General features: G+C 47.8%; 16 protein-coding genes. 2 read left to right on the top strand and 14 right to left on the bottom strand.

The genetic code is table 11. From position 1 onward, the window contains the following. Positions 1 to 36 precede the first annotated feature (36 nt). Positions 37 to 639, top strand: a complete 603-nt coding sequence (gene rpsD, locus SOI44_RS01335) for a 30S ribosomal protein S4 (RefSeq protein ID WP_331347455.1) — start codon at positions 37 to 39, stop codon at positions 637 to 639. A 174-nt stretch (positions 640 to 813) separates the two neighbouring features. Here the strand turns inward: rpsD and SOI44_RS01330 are convergent, their stop codons facing one another. From SOI44_RS01330 to SOI44_RS01265, 14 genes are all read right to left on the bottom strand, one after another. Further along, positions 814 to 1,674, bottom strand: coding sequence for a PASTA domain-containing protein (locus SOI44_RS01330; RefSeq protein ID WP_331347454.1), 861 nt, complete (start codon positions 1,672 to 1,674; stop codon positions 814 to 816). A gap of 227 nt (positions 1,675 to 1,901) precedes the next feature. Beyond that, positions 1,902 to 2,990 carry a DUF871 domain-containing protein gene (locus tag SOI44_RS01325; protein WP_331347453.1) on the bottom strand — a complete coding sequence of 363 codons (1,089 nt, stop codon included), beginning with the start codon at positions 2,988 to 2,990 and terminating at the stop codon, positions 1,902 to 1,904. Further along, positions 2,990 to 4,480 (bottom strand): glycoside hydrolase family 1 protein, encoded by a 1,491-nt coding sequence (locus SOI44_RS01320; protein WP_331347452.1) that lies wholly within the window; start codon positions 4,478 to 4,480, stop codon positions 2,990 to 2,992. The genes SOI44_RS01325 and SOI44_RS01320 overlap by 1 nt, the downstream gene beginning before the upstream one ends. 20 nt (positions 4,481 to 4,500) lie before the next feature. After that, entirely contained in the window at positions 4,501 to 4,968 is a 468-nt protein-coding gene (locus tag SOI44_RS01315; RefSeq protein WP_331347451.1) for a zinc ribbon domain-containing protein, read from the bottom strand. Beyond that, positions 4,965 to 5,504 (bottom strand): zinc ribbon domain-containing protein, encoded by a 540-nt coding sequence (locus SOI44_RS01310; RefSeq protein WP_331347450.1) that lies wholly within the window; start codon positions 5,502 to 5,504, stop codon positions 4,965 to 4,967. The genes SOI44_RS01315 and SOI44_RS01310 overlap by 4 nt, the downstream gene beginning before the upstream one ends. A 92-nt stretch (positions 5,505 to 5,596) precedes the next feature. Then, positions 5,597 to 7,207 carry a DAK2 domain-containing protein gene (locus SOI44_RS01305; RefSeq protein ID WP_331347449.1) on the bottom strand — a complete coding sequence of 537 codons (1,611 nt, stop codon included), beginning with the start codon at positions 7,205 to 7,207 and terminating at the stop codon, positions 5,597 to 5,599. Between the two features lie 13 nt (positions 7,208 to 7,220). Beyond that, complete coding sequence (locus tag SOI44_RS01300) at positions 7,221 to 7,580, bottom strand: Asp23/Gls24 family envelope stress response protein (RefSeq protein WP_331347448.1); 360 nt, start codon at positions 7,578 to 7,580, stop codon at positions 7,221 to 7,223. A gap of 60 nt (positions 7,581 to 7,640) precedes the next feature. Continuing rightward, entirely contained in the window at positions 7,641 to 8,699 is a 1,059-nt protein-coding gene (locus SOI44_RS01295) for a cell division protein FtsQ/DivIB (protein ID WP_331347447.1), read from the bottom strand. After that, the gene (gene murB, locus SOI44_RS01290) at positions 8,696 to 9,595 is read right to left on the bottom strand and encodes a UDP-N-acetylmuramate dehydrogenase (protein WP_331347446.1); all 900 of its coding nucleotides are present in this window, start codon (positions 9,593 to 9,595) and stop codon (positions 8,696 to 8,698) included. Before murB ends, SOI44_RS01295 begins: the two co-directional genes overlap by 4 nt. After that, a complete protein-coding gene (murG, locus tag SOI44_RS01285) occupies positions 9,595 to 10,671 on the bottom strand; it encodes an undecaprenyldiphospho-muramoylpentapeptide beta-N-acetylglucosaminyltransferase (RefSeq protein WP_331347445.1) in 1,077 nt (358 codons plus the stop codon). Before murG ends, murB begins: the two co-directional genes overlap by 1 nt. Positions 10,672 to 10,801: 130 nt before the next feature. Then, positions 10,802 to 11,395 (bottom strand): ribosome biogenesis GTP-binding protein YihA/YsxC, encoded by a 594-nt coding sequence (gene yihA, locus SOI44_RS01280; protein WP_331347444.1) that lies wholly within the window; start codon positions 11,393 to 11,395, stop codon positions 10,802 to 10,804. Next, on the bottom strand, positions 11,395 to 13,719 hold the full coding sequence (gene lon, locus SOI44_RS01275; RefSeq protein WP_331347443.1) for an endopeptidase La: 2,325 nt from the start codon (positions 13,717 to 13,719) through the stop codon (positions 11,395 to 11,397). The genes yihA and lon overlap by 1 nt, the downstream gene beginning before the upstream one ends. A 104-nt stretch (positions 13,720 to 13,823) precedes the next feature. Then, positions 13,824 to 15,128, bottom strand: coding sequence for a trigger factor (gene tig / locus SOI44_RS01270; protein WP_331347442.1), 1,305 nt, complete (start codon positions 15,126 to 15,128; stop codon positions 13,824 to 13,826). Positions 15,129 to 15,286: 158 nt separating this feature from the next. Next, entirely contained in the window at positions 15,287 to 15,976 is a 690-nt protein-coding gene (locus SOI44_RS01265; RefSeq protein WP_331347441.1) for a DUF3196 domain-containing protein, read from the bottom strand. Positions 15,977 to 17,109: 1,133 nt separating this feature from the next. On the opposite strand from SOI44_RS01265, the gene SOI44_RS01260 reads away from it, so the two are divergent. Continuing rightward, positions 17,110 to 17,350, top strand: a 241-nt coding sequence (locus SOI44_RS01260) for a hypothetical protein (RefSeq protein ID WP_331347440.1), incomplete at its 3' end; no start/stop codon positions are given.

The raw sequence follows: 17,350 nt of genomic DNA, 5'->3' as shown, positions 1-17,350 counted from the left end.
TGTTTCTCAGCCATTATTATAGGAGGAAACAAAAACATGGCACGTTACACAGGTCCGGTATGGAAGAAGTCCAGACGTCTGAGCTTCTCCGTTCTTGAAACCGGCGAAGAACTCAAGAAGAGAACTTATGCACCTGGCCAGCATGGCCCGACAAAGCGCATCAAGCTGAGCAACTATGGTACTCAGCTGCGTGAGAAGCAGAGAGTCCGCAACATGTATGGTCTGAACGAGCGTCAGTTCGTTAACCTGTTTGAAAAGGCATCCCGTATGGATGGCATGGCTGGTGTCAACTTCCTTGTCCTGCTCGAGAGCAGACTGGACAATGTTGTCTACCGTATGGGCTTTGCCAGAACAAGAAAGGCTGCCAGACAGCTTGTCAGCCACGGCCATATCGCCGTCAATGGCAAGAAGGTAGATATCCCTTCTGCACAGGTATTCCCTGGTGATGTTGTCTCCGTTCGTGACAACGCCAAGAATATGAAGTGCATCAGCGAGTCCCTCGAATCCAACATTGCAAAGCCTGCATTTGTTGAAGTCGACAAGGACAACCTGAAGGGAACATTCGTCAGAGTTCCTGAGCGTTCTGAACTGAACCAGGAAGTCAACGAGTCCCTGATCGTTGAATACTATAACAGGTAAGTTCACCAGAATCACGAAAAAGCCGCTTGCAGAGCGGCTTTTTTCATGCTTTTCAGAGACCTTTTGGGAGCAGCCATAGCAGCTTCACGTCTGCAGAAAGAAAAGGACAAGTCATGTATTTCACGATAACCTGTCCTGAATCATTTATTACTTTGTGAATCTGCGATTCTCTTGTTACTGCACTTCTGATATCTGCGCCTGTGGATCAACTGTTGGTTCAGGCAATGATGATGGCTGGGCTGTTGGCAGTACAGGTGCTGAGGTTGGCTCAGCGGTTGGCGTAACTGGTTCAGCAGGTGTATTGTTATTCTCATTGCCATTATCACCAGTATCAGAATCATCAGTTGGACTCTGTCCATTGTCATTTTCCGTATTCGTTGTATCAGAACGGTAATAGTAATTGCCGCCGGTGCCAGACCTTGAACGATTTGAATAACTGCTGTTTGTATTGGACTGGGTGGTATCTGCTCCCTGTGAATTGCTGTCTTCGGTATTTGTCTGAGGTGAAGCCGTGCTTTCTGCATGTTTTGCCAGTGTTACGGTAACAGCTGCAGAGCGTTTCGTCTTTGTTCCTGCAGCAGGATCCATACTGACAAACACATCATCTGCGAGGTCTTTGCTGTCAGTGTAGGAATATGTAACCTTAGAGAAGTCATTATCTGCAAACCAGGCTTCGATCTCATCCTTCTTCTTGCCTGAGAAATCAGGCAGCTGTACTTCAAGATCGGGGTCTGGTCCCTGTGAAAGTGTAAAGGTCAGTGTACCATTGGAAGACAGCTTTCTTGACGACTGGCTGATGACACAATCCGTCAGGACATCATCGCTGTATTCTTCCTGGAATTTAATCTGATCTGTTAGATTATTTTTCTTTGCCCAGATTTCAACAATACGCTGTGCCTTGCCGCTGAAATCCGGTACGATAACTGCCTGATTATCTGCATTCACTGCATAAACCGCATATGCCGCAGTACCAGCCCCTGCTGTGATCACCGCTGCCAGGGCAATTTTCAAGCCCGGTTTTAATGTAAAAGACATATTGTGATCCCCCTCCCCATATTCTCAATCTGTCAGTACAGAAATTCCCATCAGAAATGAAACCTAAGCAAATATAAATGAGAACAGACTGATAGTCAAATGGCTCTTGCCATGTCCCGGTCTGCCTGCAGGCTTTTGAGATGTGGTTATTTACGCTCATCCAGCAAAAAAAGCTGCAGCCTGAATGCAGTGCTGCAGCCTGATGCTGTGTTATTGAGTTACTGATATCAGCCAATAAAGCCAAAAGCGAAGCGCGGCTTGATCCAGTCGAGCAGAATCTGTTCCTGTTCAGGGATTCTGCCTACCAGATTGTATTCATCGGAAAGTTCAAGATCCTTCAGGACAATCCAGATTTCACCACGATAGTGCTCAAGGTTATCATTCACGATGACCACATCACCTCTGTGTGCCATCTTGTCAGCTCTCTTTCTGACCGGTATCGGCTGACCGGCAAATTCAACCCGCGGCCAGGAAGAACGGATGATCAGATCATTGCAGTCATCACGTGACTGGTGCTTATCCCACAGAGCAATCTTCTTCTCAGTATCCGTGGCGCCTTCATCCCAGTCGATCCGCATATTGATCTTGGTCAGATCTGTATCGGCCATAGCCTTGAGTTCTTCATCCGAAGCATAGCAGTTGCCAACCAGGATATCCTGGCACAGATTGATGGCATTGAGATGGCGCACCTGCAGATCAATCGGCAGATCACGGTCCATTTCCAGAGTCGGCAGACCATCATAGACAGGCCACGGGCCAAAGGTATTCTTCTGCTGAGAAGAAACAAAGCTGGCAATACGCAGACCAGTCCTGTTGTAGGCAGAAGTCAGCTCAATATATCTGGCCAGGCCCATGCCGGTATGGCGCTGCGGGAAGAAATTGGAGCACATGCACATGTTCTCTTTGTCTGCACCGCACTTGATCAGGTTGTCGATATCGACGGTACCGGATGCGTTGTATTCAATTTTGATGCCATAGGGATTATGCGTGATGGCAATATCCTCCACTTCACCAAAGTGTCCGTCAAGACGGATGATATCAAGTCCAATCTGATGGAACACAGACAGATCATACGGAGTTGCGCCAAGCCGCTTGAACACTTCTGGGTTTGTATCAGCAGAAATGATCATGCCTGCCTCATGTGCCACAGCACAAAGCTTTGAGAAATTGGCAACCACTTCATCCTTGTTTTCCTTAACGCTCAGAAAACATGTAAATACACGTTTGAAGCCAAGCTTACCTGCCTTGCGGATATAGGCATACGTCCCTTCATTTGTTGTATGTTCCGGAAATACGGAAATACCAAGCTGTTTCATTACTGTTTTTCCTCCTTCAATACACTTTCACCATTGCTTTCGATGATTTCCTTATAAGCATCAAAAGATTTCTTCTTATATCGGGCCAATGTGCCGGTGCCGTCATTGTTGCGGTCAACATAGACAAAACCGTAGCGCTTCTTCATCTCACCGGTGCCGGCTGAGACAAGATCAATCGGGCCCCACCAGAGATAGCCCATGCAGTCAACGCCATCTTCAATGGCTTCATTGACCTGTACGACATGTTCTTTCAGATAATGCACACGGAAAGGATCATCCACGGTCTTGTCTGCATTGAGCTGCTCATCCAGGCCGATGCCGTTTTCAACGATAAACAGCGGCAGATGATAGCGGTCATACAGAACATTCATCGTATAGCGAAGACCCAGCGGATCAACCGGCCATGACCATGGCTTTGGTGAGCATTCCTTCAGATACGGATTGGTTCTGCCGGTGATGCCGCCGGTATCCAGACCATTCTTTGCGCCAACATCATAGGTAGAAGAACGGTAATAGCTGAAGGAGAAGAAATCAACCGGATAGTCATGGATGAGCTTTTCCCCTTCTGCACTCAGGTTCTTCGGTGTCAGATGCTTTTCACGCCAGATGCGTTTGACATAGCCCGGGATGATGCCAAGGCAGAATGGATCGCCAAAGTAGAAGACACCCATCTGCTGTGTCTGGTAAGCACCAAAGACGTTTTCCGGTCTGCAGTCATACGGATAGACGGCAGTGCCCGAGCATGTCAGCATGCAGCCGACCTGGCAGTCTGGATCAATTTCATGGGCCAGTTTTACTGTATCGGCATTGGCAACCAGGATGTTGTAATAGGCATCCCACTTGTCCTGCTCGGTAATGGAACCACAGGGATCATTTTTATCTTTCGGATGCAGATCAAGAATGCCGCCGGCAACCAGCGGATTGCGCAGCAGTGCATTGACTTCATTGAATGTCAGCCAGTACTTCACTTTGCCCTTGAAAGCAGTAAACAGCGTTTTCGCGTAGTTATGCCAGAAGCCGATCAGCTTTTCATTGGACCAGCCGCCGTATTCTGTTAACAGGTACAGCGGTGTTTCATAATGGCTCATGGTAATGACCGGTTCCATGCCATAGCCTCTGATTGTATCAATCAGATCTTTGTAGAAATCAATGCCGGCCTGATTGGGTGTTTCTTCATCGCCATTGGGGAAAATTCTGCTCCAGGCAATGGATGTACGGAAACATTTGAAGCCCATATCTGCCATTAGTTTCAGATCTTCATGATAGCGGTGATAGAAATCAATGCCTTCATGGGACAGATAGACTTTTTTAGGATCAAGGCACATTTCCCACTTGCCTGTTTCTTCGTTCCACTTCAGACCGGGATCATGGCTGGAAATACCAACCATGACATCAGTGATGTCAGGCTTCTTGCCATCACTCAGCCAGGCACCTTCCAGCTGATTGGCAGCGACTGCGCCGCCCCACAGAAAATTCTTTGGAAAACTCATACAATGCATGTCCTTTCTTTCTATGAACTTTTCATCAGCACATAACGCTGTGCTGTCCAGGAATCATTACTTGCAAATAAGATCATGCGGTTATCTGCCATGGCAAAAGTCAGATGCACCGTACTGCCGCTGCCATCTTCTGCATCACACTGCCACACATCTTCTTCTGTTTCTTTTGACCAGGTGCCGGAATAGGTATCACTGCCTGCTGTATAAGACAGTGTGTGATCTGCATTGAGGATCAATGTCACCTGTGCATCTGTATCTGTAAAAGTACCGGATATGGAGGCTTTCTTTGGCATCAGGGATACTGCAAAGCCAATCACCAGCATCAATGCCCCGGCAATCACAATCGCAGTCCATGCCGGCATCTGCTTTTTTCGTTCTGTCTTGGTTTCTGCCGATAAGTCAGCACCGCAATGCATGCAGTAGCGGCTGGATCCAGATACTGGCTGATGGCAGTGTGGACATACTTTCATCTGTTTCATGATGGCTTCACCAACCTGTAGATCTTTTCACTGCTGCCTTCCCCTTCATACAGGTATATTTCATCTCCGGCCACAAATACCGTTCCATCTTCTGTCTTTGTAAACAGACCGCCAAACAGATTCTTCAGACGGTAGGTATGCGCATCCTGTGTCCGATAAACTTTACCGCTGGACGTATCAGGCCACTGCAGTCCGTCACTGGTGACTTTATAGTCATGGGAAAAAATGATTTGGGGAACGGTGCCGCTGGCATAGCTGCTGTAATCCTGATGATCCTGCAACTGATAGCTGCCGGCAGATGTCAGGGTCAGCTCAGCCAGGATATTGCCTTTGCCATCATATAAAAGCCAGGTTCCTTTGGGCATCGGCCCGCTCGTGCTGAAATAGAAAAACAAAGCCGTAACAAGCAGCACTGCCACAATGGCAAGGATGCCATACTGTCTGGATTTCTTCTGTACCACAGGCAGACGATGTCCACACCATGTGCAGAAAGTATCATGATCATCAACGGGTTTGCCGCAATATGGACAGGTCATATATTCCCTCTCTGTGTTTCATTCTAGCAGAAAAAAACAGGTCCTGCATCTTCTGCATGAAACCTGTTACATTCATCCACAATATGAAATTTTTACTCAACACCGATGATGAAGCAGTATACCGGCTGGCCGCCGTCTTCCACATCAACATCCACGTCATAGTGGCCGCTGATGTAATCCGCAACTTCCTTGCATTCCTGCTCTGTAGCATCCTGGCCCTTGATCAATGTCACAATTTCACTGTCCTCATCGCACAGCTGATCAACCAGCTGCTGGGCAGCCGTGACTTTATTCTTGACTGTCACTTTGATCTCTTTGTCAAAGATGCCCATGTAATCACCGGCATGGATGGTCTGCCCATTCATCGTTGTATCCTTAATTGCATAGGTAACCTGGCCGGTCTTGACATTGGCAATGGCATCTTCCATCGCCTGCCGGTTGGCATCTACAGTCTCATCCGGATTGAAGCTGATGCAGGCACTGAGTCCCTGCGGCACGCTCTTTGTCTCCAGGACAATGATATCCTTGTCGGATGTCACATCGGCTGCTTGTCTGGCCGCCATGATGATATTGGAGTTATTCGGCAGAACAAAGATATGCTTTGCATGAATTCTGGCAATAGCAGCACAGAAATCTTCTGTACTTGGATTCATGGTCTGACCGCCGGACACAACCACATCTGTGCGGTATTCCTTGAACAGCTTGGCAAGACCTTCTCCTGCTGCTACGGCAATGATGCCGTATTCCTTCTCCGGCGTATTGTCTTCTTCCTTTTCATCAAGAATGGAAGGAGACTGCGGCTGTTTGAAGTTTTCAATCTGAATACGGGTGAATTCACCATAGCGCTCACCAAGAGACAGAACGGCACCAGGTGTCATCGTATTGATGTGTACCTTGACGACATTGTCATCCACAATCAGAGTGATATGGTTGCCCATCTGTTCCATCTGCCGGCGGAAATCTTCCCTGCGGAAGAATGCCTTGTTCTGATCGCTCAGCTGCAGAATGAACTCAGTGGCATAGCCGGAAGCTTTCTCATTCTTCTCTTCTTCCAGAATTTCTGCTTCGGACAGTTCCTTGATCGGTGCTCCTTCCAGATAGGCACGGAAACCATCAAAGATGACAACCAGTCCGGAGCCGCCGGAGTCAACCACATGTGCTTCTTTCAATACCGGCAATAGTTCCGGTGTATGGTCCAGAGATACCTTGGCTTCCTTGCAGAGAATATCAATATATTCCTCCAGAGAGCATTCACTGTGGCCATCCACATAAGCCTTTGCCTTGTCTGTGCTTTCTCTGACCACTGTCAGGATTGTGCCTTCAACCGGCCGCATGACAGCTTTGTATGCCATCGCAGAGCCATTGCACATCGCATCGGCGAATTCAGCAACACTGACTTCATTTTTATCTTTGATGGACTTATAGAAGCCGCGGAAAATCTGAGACAGAATAACACCGGAGTTTCCACGTGCTCCCATCAGCAGGCCTCTGCTCAGTGACTTTGCCACAACCGGAAGTAAATCACTGCCGGATTTGTTCACCTCAGCCATGCCATTGGTAAATGTCAGCGACATGTTCGTACCGGTATCACCATCCGGTACCGGGAACACGTTGCGTGCATCAATCTCTTTTTTCTGGTTGCTGAGATTGTTGCACCCGCTGGCCAGCATTTCTTTAAATATCTTACCGTTTACTGTATTCATCGTTTGTCCCTCATCAGCCTACTACGCGTACACCCTGCACAAAAACATTCACTGCCGCAATGTTCACTGACAGCGACTTTTCAAGGACATATTTGACCTTCTTCTGTGCTTCTCTGACAGCTTCTGAGATCTTGACACCGAAGCTTACAATAATATACAAATCAATTTCCAGACCACAGTCTGTTTTGCGCACAACAACGCCTCTGGCATAATTCTCATTCTTCAGCAGCTCAGCCCAGCCATCCCGCAGCAGCTGTCTGCTGGCCATGCCAACAACACCATAGCATTCGGTAATGACACCGCCTGCAAGCGAGGCAACGGCCTCTTCTGAAACAGAGATGTTGCCATAATTTGTCTGTTTTTCTACAGTCATAAAGGTTTTTCTCCTTCAATCATGGGTTATTTTAACAATAACGCACCTATTTTACAATGCTCATCCCGCCGTGTCTGTATCCTGCTGGCTGCCTTCAGAAGGCACATAGGTACCTGTGCTGTATTCCCCGGCCGCATAGTGGGCAAGGAAATCCCCATCCACGACTTCATCGCCGTTTTCATCAATTGGAATCGGAATCTTATTGCCATTGGCATCCAGAGCATCATTGCCGTTTTCATCTGTGTAATAATGCTTGATGGCCTTATCGCCGGAACTGTTGGTAATCACATTGCCATTGCTGTCCGTCCAGTAATCATCGCTTGTCTGATTCCACGGGCACACCTGCGTATTGACGATATTGCCCCAGTCTGTGCCAACCACACACAAGGAGCGGTCTGACATGTTGGCATAGACATCAAAGTAGTAATTCACTTTATAAAAGCTGTCATATGAAGCGTAGAAATAGCCTCCGGTGCGCATCAGCACACGCACGGTGCTGGCATCATAAGACAGGCTGTACTTGTCAATTTCAGCCATCTGACTGATGATTTCCGGTTTGACATCCTGCATTGCCCTGGCAAGCTTCTGGGTATCTTCATCCGCATCAAAGCCGATGATCAGTGGCACATTGGCAATCAGATCCAGATACTGGCTCATCAGCGGCGCGGTACTGCCGTCTGCCAGCACAACCTGGGCCGAATCGGTATAACGGTAGCCCAGCACTTTCTTCTCCGTAACTGCCACTTTGACAACGTTGCCGGAAAGCAGAGAAACTTTACAGTCACTGACAATCGGATTCTGTCTGACCTTGTAGCTGATCAATGACGGGAAACTTGTATAGAACAGTTTCTTTGTACTGAGGCCGCCAAGCTCTTCAATATAGCTGGCTGGCAGTACAGAATTGCCTGTTACCTGAATAGCAGCAATCTTTGATGCCGGCAGTAAGGCATACACAGCAAGAATGATCACAAAGGCACAGACGATGGCAGCACGCAGCAGCCGGGGCTGGTCTTTGCGGAAACGCTGGGTATCCTGCTTGATGCGCTGGTGGTTCAGTATCCGCTGCACATGTTCATAGCCAAGTGATTCAAGATCCTTATCACCAAGATTCTCGCTCATTCCCAGTTAAATTTCTCCACTTCTGTCTGCAGGTCAATGCCGTATTTTTCCTTGACCTTCTGCTGGATTTCCGTCACAAGCTGCAGGTAGTCACAGGCCGAAGCATTGCCGTTGTTCACAATAAAGTTGCAGTGTTTCGGAGATACCTGTGCCCCGCCGCAGACATGGCCGCGGTAGCCGATCCCATCAATCAATGCCCAGGCATTGCCGTTTTCAGGATTGCGGAAGACAGATCCGCAGCTCGGCTTGTTCAACGGCTGCGACTGTACTCTGCGGGTGCGCCGGTTATCCATCAGCGCCGCAATTTCATCCTTGTCGCGCGGTGTCAGAGCAAACCGGGCAGCCAGAATGATCCAGTCAGGATGTTTCTGGAAAATGGATGTACGATAGCTGAAGCTGCATTCATCCGCACTGAGCCATTCAAAGCGTCCATCCCGCATCACCAGCACTTCCTGCAGGATATCAGAGATGGAAGAACGGTAGGCACCGGCATTCATGAAGATCGTGCCGCCGACCGTACCAGGGATGCCGGAGGCAAATTCAAGTCCGGACAGGCCGCGCTTCATCGCTTCTACAGAGCAGGCGATAATCGAACAGCCAGCCTGTGCTGTCATTACATTTCCATCATAGTATGTATCATCAAAGAAACGGTCGAGCTTGATGATCGCGCCATCATAGTCACGGTCGCTGCACAGCAGATCGCTTCCCTTACCAATCATTTTATAATGCACGCCGCTGCGTTCCAGTACCCGCATGACCCCATCCAGGGACACAATGTTATGCGGATAGACAACAAAGCGGGCATGGCCGCCAATGCGCAGTGTCGTCAGTTCACGCAGTGATCTGCCGCACTCCACCTCGGCCAGTTCTTTCAATGTTTCTTCCAGCTTATCCATCAATGTACCAACTCCTTCATCCAGGCAATCATCTGATCGGCGGCATCACGGCGGCCGGTGGCAAGAGCATTCTGTGCCATTGCATGCAGACGGTCATCATCCTTCATCAGATCATTGACCATGTCCGCAAGCCGCTCTGCACTCAGATCCTTTTCCTCCAGCATGACAGCCGCATCCTTTTTCACCAGTTCCATCGCATTAAAGACCTGATGATTGTTGGGAACATTGGGGCTTGGAATCAGAATGGCAGGTGTACCGATGGCACTGAGTTCTGCCATCGTTGTTGCCCCTGCCCGCACCACGGCAAGGCGGCATGCCTTCAGCATCTTTTTGCCATCGATGTACGGCACAATGTGAATATGTGCATCCGATTTTGTCTGATAGACATAGTCATTGGCTTTGCCAGCCGCAATCAATACCTGATAGCTGTCATCAAGCTTTCCGCAGGCTTCATCAATCACCTTTGATACAGATTCAGAGCCAAGCGATCCCATCATAAAGACGACAAAAGGAATATCCGGATTCAAACCAGTCTGGATCAGGTCTTCTTTTGTACAGATGGTGCCGGCGGCAAGCTGTGCCTCCGGATTGCCGGTCAGCCGCATTTTGTCTGCACAGGATGGCATCTGCTCACGGTTGGCATCATAGCAGATGGCAATGGCATCTGCTTTTTTCGCAAGGAAACGGTTGGCTTTGCCCATGAAGGAATTCTGTTCATGCAGCATGACCGGAATATGGCAGGCACTGGCTGCTTCTACAACCGGTACACTGATATAATTGCCAAACGCCACAACAATATCCGGCTTTTCTTTTCTGATTACCGTACGGGCAAGCTTCTTTGCTTTCAGCAGAGAAACAGCTGATTTCACCTTTGCAGAAATCCCGCTGTTCATGCCCGACATTTTTGCGCCATAGAATGGATAGCCCTTTTCGGGGATCAGCCTGCTTTCCATGCGGTTGCTGGATCCCCAGAAGACAATCTGACAGTCGGGCTCTTTCCTCTTTAAGATTTCAGCCAGAGCAAGGGCTGGATATATATGACCGCCGGTTCCTCCGGCAGCTATCAATACTTTCATCGAAAATCCTCCGGTACCAGTTGATTTTATCACAGGCATACCCATGACAAAAGGGCAATTGCCTTCCCATCCCTTCTCAGCGGATACAGAAAAAGCTGCCGGGATCATTCCGGCAGCTAGTTTCATGATGTTATTGTGCTTTTGGCAGCAGTACCTGTTCAATGCGGCCAAACAGTTCTTCTGTCCCCTGCTTCTTCAAGGAATCAACCGGGAAGATCTGGCTTTCACTGATGCTTAGATCACTGGCAATGACTCTTTTGTTTGTCAGCATGGCAGAACGGGAAAGCTTATCTGTTTTGGTCATGGCCACGATGATGGCCAGATGGCTGTGGCGGCCATACTCACACATCAGGATATCATCCTGGTTTGGTTTGCGCCGGCCATCCACCACCAGCACCATTGCCTTGAGGTTTGGGCGGTAACGAAAGTAGGGATCCATCAGCTTTGCAAAGGTCTCAGCACTGGAACGGTTGTCTCTGGCATAACCATAGCCCGGGGCATCTGTGAAGATCATCTTTTGATCAATCAGATAGAAGTTCAGCAGTCTTGTCTTACCCGGCGTACTGCCTGCATAGGCAAGATTCTTCCGGTTGACCAGGGCATTGATCAGGCTGCTTTTGCCGGCATTGGAACGGCCGGCAAAGACGGCTTCCGGCAGATCAGAAGCAGGCCACTGGCTCTGCTGTGCTCCCGAAAGCAGAAACTCTGCTTCATGGTACTGCATTACTTGACCAGGGCTTCCTTGAGCACCTGTGACATATTCTCGACCGGTACAAATTCCACGCTGTCACGCACTGCCTTAGGAACATCATCCAGATCTCTGACATTGTTCTTCGGTATCAGGATCTTGGAGATGCCGACTCTGTGGGCAGCCAGGCTCTTTTCACGCAGTCCGCCGATCGGCAGAACATTGCCGCGCAGGGTCACCTCACCTGTCATGGCAAGATCGGCATGGACAGGCGTGTTGCTCAATGCCGAGACAAGGGCAGTGGTCAAAGTGACACCGGCACTTGGTCCATCCTTTGGCACAGCACCTTCCGGTACATGGATATGGATATCATGCTTTTCAAAGAAAGCAGGATCAATGTTGAACTCTTTGGCATGGGCTTTGACATAGTCCAGGGCAATCTCGGCAGATTCCTTCATGACATCGCCAAGCTTGCCGGTTAATACCAGCCTGCCCTTGCCTTCAAACGTATTTACCTCAATGGACAGCACATCACCGCCGAAGGATGTATAGGCAAGGCCCGTGACAACACCGACCTGATCCTTCTTTTCCTTGGCACCGTATTCAAAGATTTCCTTGCCAAGCCACTTGTTGATAAGTTTCTTGGTAATGGTGACACTCTTTTTGCCATCGTTGAGAATGGCAAGAACCGTCTTACGGCACAGGGATGCAATCACTCTCTCGAGCTGTCTGACACCGGCTTCCCGTGTATAGTGGCGGATCAGATACAGCACTTCATTGTCCTTCAGATGGAACTGTTCCGGCTTGAGGCCATTGGCCTTGAGCTGCTTTGGAATCAGATACTGGTGGGCAATGTGCTGCTTGTCAATTTCTGTATAGGAAGGCAGTTCGATGATTTCCAGACGGTCAGCCAGCGGTGCCGGAATGTTTTCCAGATAGTTGGCGGTGGCAATGAACATGACCTTGGAAAGATCATATGGTTCTTCCAGATAGTGATCGCTGAACACAGCATTCTGTTCCGGATCAAGCACTTCGAGCAGCGCATCGGAAGGATCTCCCTTGTAGTCAGCACCCATCTTATCGATTTCATCGATCAGGAAGACAGGATTGATGACACCGGCTCTCTTCATGCCCTGGATGACACGGCCAGGCAGTGCACCGAGGTAAGTGCGTCTGTGGCCTCTGATCTCAGCCTCATCGCGTACACCGCCAAGGGACATCTTGACAAACTTGCGGTCCAGCGCTCTGGCAATGGACTTTGCCAGAGATGTCTTACCAACACCCGGAGGACCTACCAGGCACAGAATCGGGCTGTTCAGATTGCCGGTCATTTCCTTGACTGCCAGGTATTCCATGATTCTATCCTTGACCTTTTCCAGGCCATAGTGATCCTCATCCAGCACTTTGCGCACTGCTTTCAGATCATCAGAATCCTTGGTTTCCTGGTACCACGGCACATTCAGCAGCCAGTCGAGGTAGTTTCTTTCAACGGAGGCTTCCCCGCTGCCTGCCGGCAGCATCTCATAGCGCTTGAGCTCTTCCATGGCCTTGTCCTTGACATGCTGCGGATACGGATTCTTCTCAATCTTTTCACGCAGCTGGTCAGTATCATCGCTCATGCTGGATACATCGCCCAGCTCTTCGCGGATGGCCTTCAGCTTTTCTCGCAGGAAGTACTCTTTCTGCCCTTCATCAATTCTTTCCTTAACCTTGTCATTGATCGTCGCTTCCAGACGGTTGTACTGCTGCTGCTTTTCCAGCTCTTCAATGATGATGTACAGACGTTCATTGACATTGACCGTTTCCAGCAGTTTCTGTCTGGTTGCCTGGTCCAGCATGAAATACTGGGCAAACTGATCGGTCAGGGTAATGGCTGAAACACCGGAGCTCAGCTGGCTCAGGATATCCTGGGGGAAGGCACTGGAAACGTTGGACATCTTTTCAAAGGCACTGATGATACGTTTGACCAGCGCCATTTCTTCCATATGGTCGCCTTCCACATCTTCCACTGGCTCTACTTCGGCCATCATCATATGGCTGCCATTGTCAAGACGGACAAGCTTTGCCCGCTTCATACCGGTAAAGGTCACCCGCAGGAAACCTTCCTTGCGGCGGACAATCTTGATCTTGGCGATGGTGCCCATCTTATAAATATTATCAGCCGATGCCTCATCAGCCATAATATCACTCTGGCAAACAATCCATACCATGCTGTCATAGCTCTGCCCTGCCTCATTGACGGCATTGACAGATTTTGGCCGGCCTACTTCAATCATGACATCCTGGCCCGGGAAGACAATGATCCCGCGGGTTGCCACGACTGGCAGGGTGATATGTACATTGCTGTTTGCTTCACTCATTCAAGCTCACCTCCTGGCTGCACTATCTTACCTGCAGCCACTCCTTTTAACAAATAAGACGCTTCTGCTGAGCGTCTTATCCGTTTATTCTTTACTTATTACGCTTACTTGCTTTCAGCCTCAGCCTTTTCAGCTTCGCCCTTGGCTGCATTCTCCTTCAGGAAGTCGAATGCTTTCTGGTTGCGCAGATTTTCCTTGACCATCTCTTCAGAGATCAGGCCCTTGATCTTGTCAGCTTCCATGTTGTACTGCTGGGCAAGATCCTCATATTCCTTGGCAACCTCTTCGTCCGTAGCCTCAAGATTCTCAAGTTCAGCGACCTTCTCAAGACCAAGTCTGATGCGGACCTGCTTCTCAGCACGGTCTGTGTATTCCTTCTTGAAGTCATCGGCCTGCTTGCCCATCATCTGCAGATAGTTGCTCAGGCTCATACCATACTGAGAAAGCTGCTGGGCCAGCTGCTGAATCATGTTCTGCGCTTCATCCTCAATCATGACATCCGGAATGTCTGCCTGCACCTTGTCACGCAGCGCATCCAGCATCTCATTTTCAGCCGCATCCTCAGCCTGGCTTGTACGGGCATCCTGCAGACGCTCTCTGACAGCCTTCTTCAGATCATCCACTGTCTTGACATCCTTCATGTTGACATCAGCAGCGAAGTCATCATTCAGCTCAGGCAGAACCTTGCGCTTGACTTCATTAACCTTGACCTTGAAGACAACATCCTTGCCAGCCAGATCCTCGGCTGTGTAGTCCTTCGGGAATGTCAGGTGAAGTTCTTTCTCTTCGCCTGCCTTCACGCCGATCAGCTGATCCTCAAAGCCCGGGATAAAGGAACCGGAACCCAGCTCCAGGTTATAGCCCTCGGCCTTGCCGCCTTCAAACGGCTCGCCATCCTTGAAACCTTCATAGTCAATATTCACAGTGTCGCCCTTTTCAGCAGCACCATCGACTGTTTCCAGATCTGCATATGTCTTGCGCATACGCTCAATCTCAGCATCCACATCCTCGTCCTTGACTTCGGTATCCTTCAGGTTGTAAGGCAGACCCTTGTATTCGGAAACCGTAACTTCCGGATATACAGCAAATGTGAAGGTCAGCTCAGCCTTTTCAGGAGATACACTGTCGATCTTCAGCTGCGGCTGGGAGATCGGCTTGAGGTTGTTCTCCTCAAGAGCGGCACGCATCCACTCATTGGCGTTGTCTTCAACAGCCTGATATTCTCTTTCTTCCGGAGAAACTCTTCTTTCCAGCAGTGCCTTCGGTGCCTGGCCCTTGCGGAAGCCATCAATCGTTACCTTGCGGCAGATCTTATCGAAGGCCTTGTTGACTGCCTTGGTCCATTCCTCACCATCGATGGTGACCTGCAGATCACCCGTTGATTTTTCTTTCAGTGTCCAATTTGACATAGTTATATTGACTCCTTTTTCCAAATCGCTTGCTAATTATAGCAAAGTTATCGCTGTCAAGCTACAAAATTGCAGGCTGGGTGCCAGGATATGGCACTGTTAGTATGGTACATCACGCATTTAGCACTGTCAATATGAGAGTGCCAATTCTTTTCACACTACGATAACCTTCTTCTCTTTGCATCAATCGCAGCAATCGTACTGCCGCCATCCATCATCTCTGACACTTGTTTTGCGCAAAGATGTGCCACATCATATGCCTCATCCTCTTCATACATCAGCGGCAGAAAGATATAGAGCTCGTGGATGAGCAGGGTTCTTGCCATGTTGTAATAGGCAGGATTTTTTGCAAACCACCCTTTCAGCAAAGCATCTGCCTTTTTAAAAGCCGGCTGCTTTGCGATGGGGATGATATCGCCGGACCAGAAATCATATTCACAGCCATCCTTGTTCAATGTGAATTCCTCATTGATCCCCTGTTCTGCCATGCCTTCCATCAGCAGTGCTGCTGCCTCCGGCAGAGGATTTCCGGCAAGATATGACTGGATTTCACGTAGATATTCCCGCAGGCTGCGTGAACATAATGCACTGGCAGCAGAAAGTGCCAGAGCAGGTTTATCGGATAGCAGCTGCTGGATCAATGTATCTGCGCTTTCCTCACTGACTGGCTTTGCATCGCTCATTGCATAGGCCAGATCTTTTGCAAGTGCATGCAGTTTTTTCTCAGCATCCTCAGGAATGTACGGCATCTTAAGCTCCCGCTGCAGCAGGTATTCTGCTTCCTCGTATTTTTTGTCATCAATTGCCTTTTGGATCTCGGCAATGATCTCATCATAGTAGTTTTCCATGGATTTCACTTTATCACAATTGCTAATGGCAAACAAAGAATCAGAAAGAAATGCTTTCGCTCATTACAACTGTGCTTTGATGCAATATGATACGTTAGTACAAGAAAACTTATACATTTTCAAATCAGTTCAAAAAATTGATTCAAACTAGTTAAGCTGAATTAATCAGCATAAGTTTTACAAATTTATTGCAGCACATTGTGAATCTTTGCCATATGTAAATAGATATTTAAACACTTCTAGAAGAGTTAGCAAAAAACAGTTTACAATATTAGATTCGCATTAGATTCGCATAAATATTTTAGATATTGACAGCATGTTTAATATTCATTATTATGCTTTTGTAATTGAATATTTCATACTAGTAGCATGCGAAATCACTAAATAGCAAGGAGGTTCACATGCTGGCTCACAATATCATGCGGTATAAAAATGGAGATTCACTTCATTGATGTAACTCTTTACATCATAATGAGTAATACAATTCCATCAGTTCCCATGAAACAATATTTTATATCCTGACACCTGGGATCATGCTAACTGAAAACCTAGTACGAAGTATAACAGCCGTTATTCAATCGTTTAATAATATTACGTAGCTTTACTTTTTTGCTGTATCAATCTGATTGCAATTTCAAAAGAAAAAATTCAAATAGAGACTAACCGTTTCACTTGAAGCATTTCTTACTGCATAATTTTCATTAATTCTACATCCAAAATGGTTACAGGTTCAAAATGGGTTACACGCTTTTATTCTAATTCAAATAGAACAGACTATCTTGGAACTACTACAGAAGTGGTAGACCAAAGTTAATATGAAGAATAAAATTAAAGTTTACGCAATCGTAAACGTAATATATTTTGTAATAAAGTTACTATATAACCATTTCTTTGTTAAGTCTGATTTGTTGGAGCTAGGTTTAACCAATACTGACATTTTATATTTTGCCCCTGCCGCTCTCATATTGATCATATTAATGTTTGTTTACTATATTGACAAAAAAATTAACCATTTAAAATAAAGTTGCAAATATAATAGCTGTATTCATCCCATTGAGTAATTGTACCAGTTCACGCACAGCAACAATCATGATGTCGATTATCCTTCTCTGTGTAAAGGATGGTAATCAAACATGAGACAGAGTGCAGTACTGAAAGAATTTTCTAAACTGACTGATAATCAGAAAGACACAATCCGTAAGACGATTGAGGAGATGGTCCGGGTAAATGAGAATCTGAGCTCCAGCAAACCGGATGTATGCCCTGTGTGCGGCAAAGTGCATCCAAAGCTTTATCGCCGTGATATTCATGACAAAAAGATCAGATGGTATTGCGGCAGCTGCGGTCATAAGTTTACATATGATTCGCATACAA

Origin of the sequence: Lactimicrobium sp. (genome assembly GCF_036453465.1) — a bacterium.
Taxonomy (GTDB): domain Bacteria; phylum Bacillota_I; class Bacilli_A; order Erysipelotrichales; family Erysipelotrichaceae; genus Bulleidia.
Note: the sequence above shows the minus strand (reverse complement) of the source record. Positions and strands in the feature narration are given on the sequence as shown.

Coding starts and splice junctions, on each gene's coding strand:
- SOI44_RS01300 (WP_331347448.1), bottom strand. CDS start 7,580: ATGACTGTAGAAAAACAGACAAATTATGGCAACATCTCTGTTTCAGAA.
- SOI44_RS01320 (WP_331347452.1), bottom strand. CDS start 4,480: ATGAGTTTTCCAAAGAATTTTCTGTGGGGCGGCGCAGTCGCTGCCAAT.
- rpsD (WP_331347455.1), top strand. CDS start 37: ATGGCACGTTACACAGGTCCGGTATGGAAGAAGTCCAGACGTCTGAGC.
- SOI44_RS01265 (WP_331347441.1), bottom strand. CDS start 15,976: ATGGAAAACTACTATGATGAGATCATTGCCGAGATCCAAAAGGCAATT.
- SOI44_RS01330 (WP_331347454.1), bottom strand. CDS start 1,674: ATGTCTTTTACATTAAAACCGGGCTTGAAAATTGCCCTGGCAGCGGTG.
- murB (WP_331347446.1), bottom strand. CDS start 9,595: ATGGATAAGCTGGAAGAAACATTGAAAGAACTGGCCGAGGTGGAGTGC.
- SOI44_RS01315 (WP_331347451.1), bottom strand. CDS start 4,968: ATGAAACAGATGAAAGTATGTCCACACTGCCATCAGCCAGTATCTGGA.
- yihA (WP_331347444.1), bottom strand. CDS start 11,395: ATGCAGTACCATGAAGCAGAGTTTCTGCTTTCGGGAGCACAGCAGAGC.
- tig (WP_331347442.1), bottom strand. CDS start 15,128: ATGTCAAATTGGACACTGAAAGAAAAATCAACGGGTGATCTGCAGGTC.
- lon (WP_331347443.1), bottom strand. CDS start 13,719: ATGAGTGAAGCAAACAGCAATGTACATATCACCCTGCCAGTCGTGGCA.
- SOI44_RS01305 (WP_331347449.1), bottom strand. CDS start 7,207: ATGAATACAGTAAACGGTAAGATATTTAAAGAAATGCTGGCCAGCGGG.
- SOI44_RS01310 (WP_331347450.1), bottom strand. CDS start 5,504: ATGACCTGTCCATATTGCGGCAAACCCGTTGATGATCATGATACTTTC.
- SOI44_RS01295 (WP_331347447.1), bottom strand. CDS start 8,699: ATGAGCGAGAATCTTGGTGATAAGGATCTTGAATCACTTGGCTATGAA.
- SOI44_RS01325 (WP_331347453.1), bottom strand. CDS start 2,990: ATGAAACAGCTTGGTATTTCCGTATTTCCGGAACATACAACAAATGAA.
- murG (WP_331347445.1), bottom strand. CDS start 10,671: ATGAAAGTATTGATAGCTGCCGGAGGAACCGGCGGTCATATATATCCA.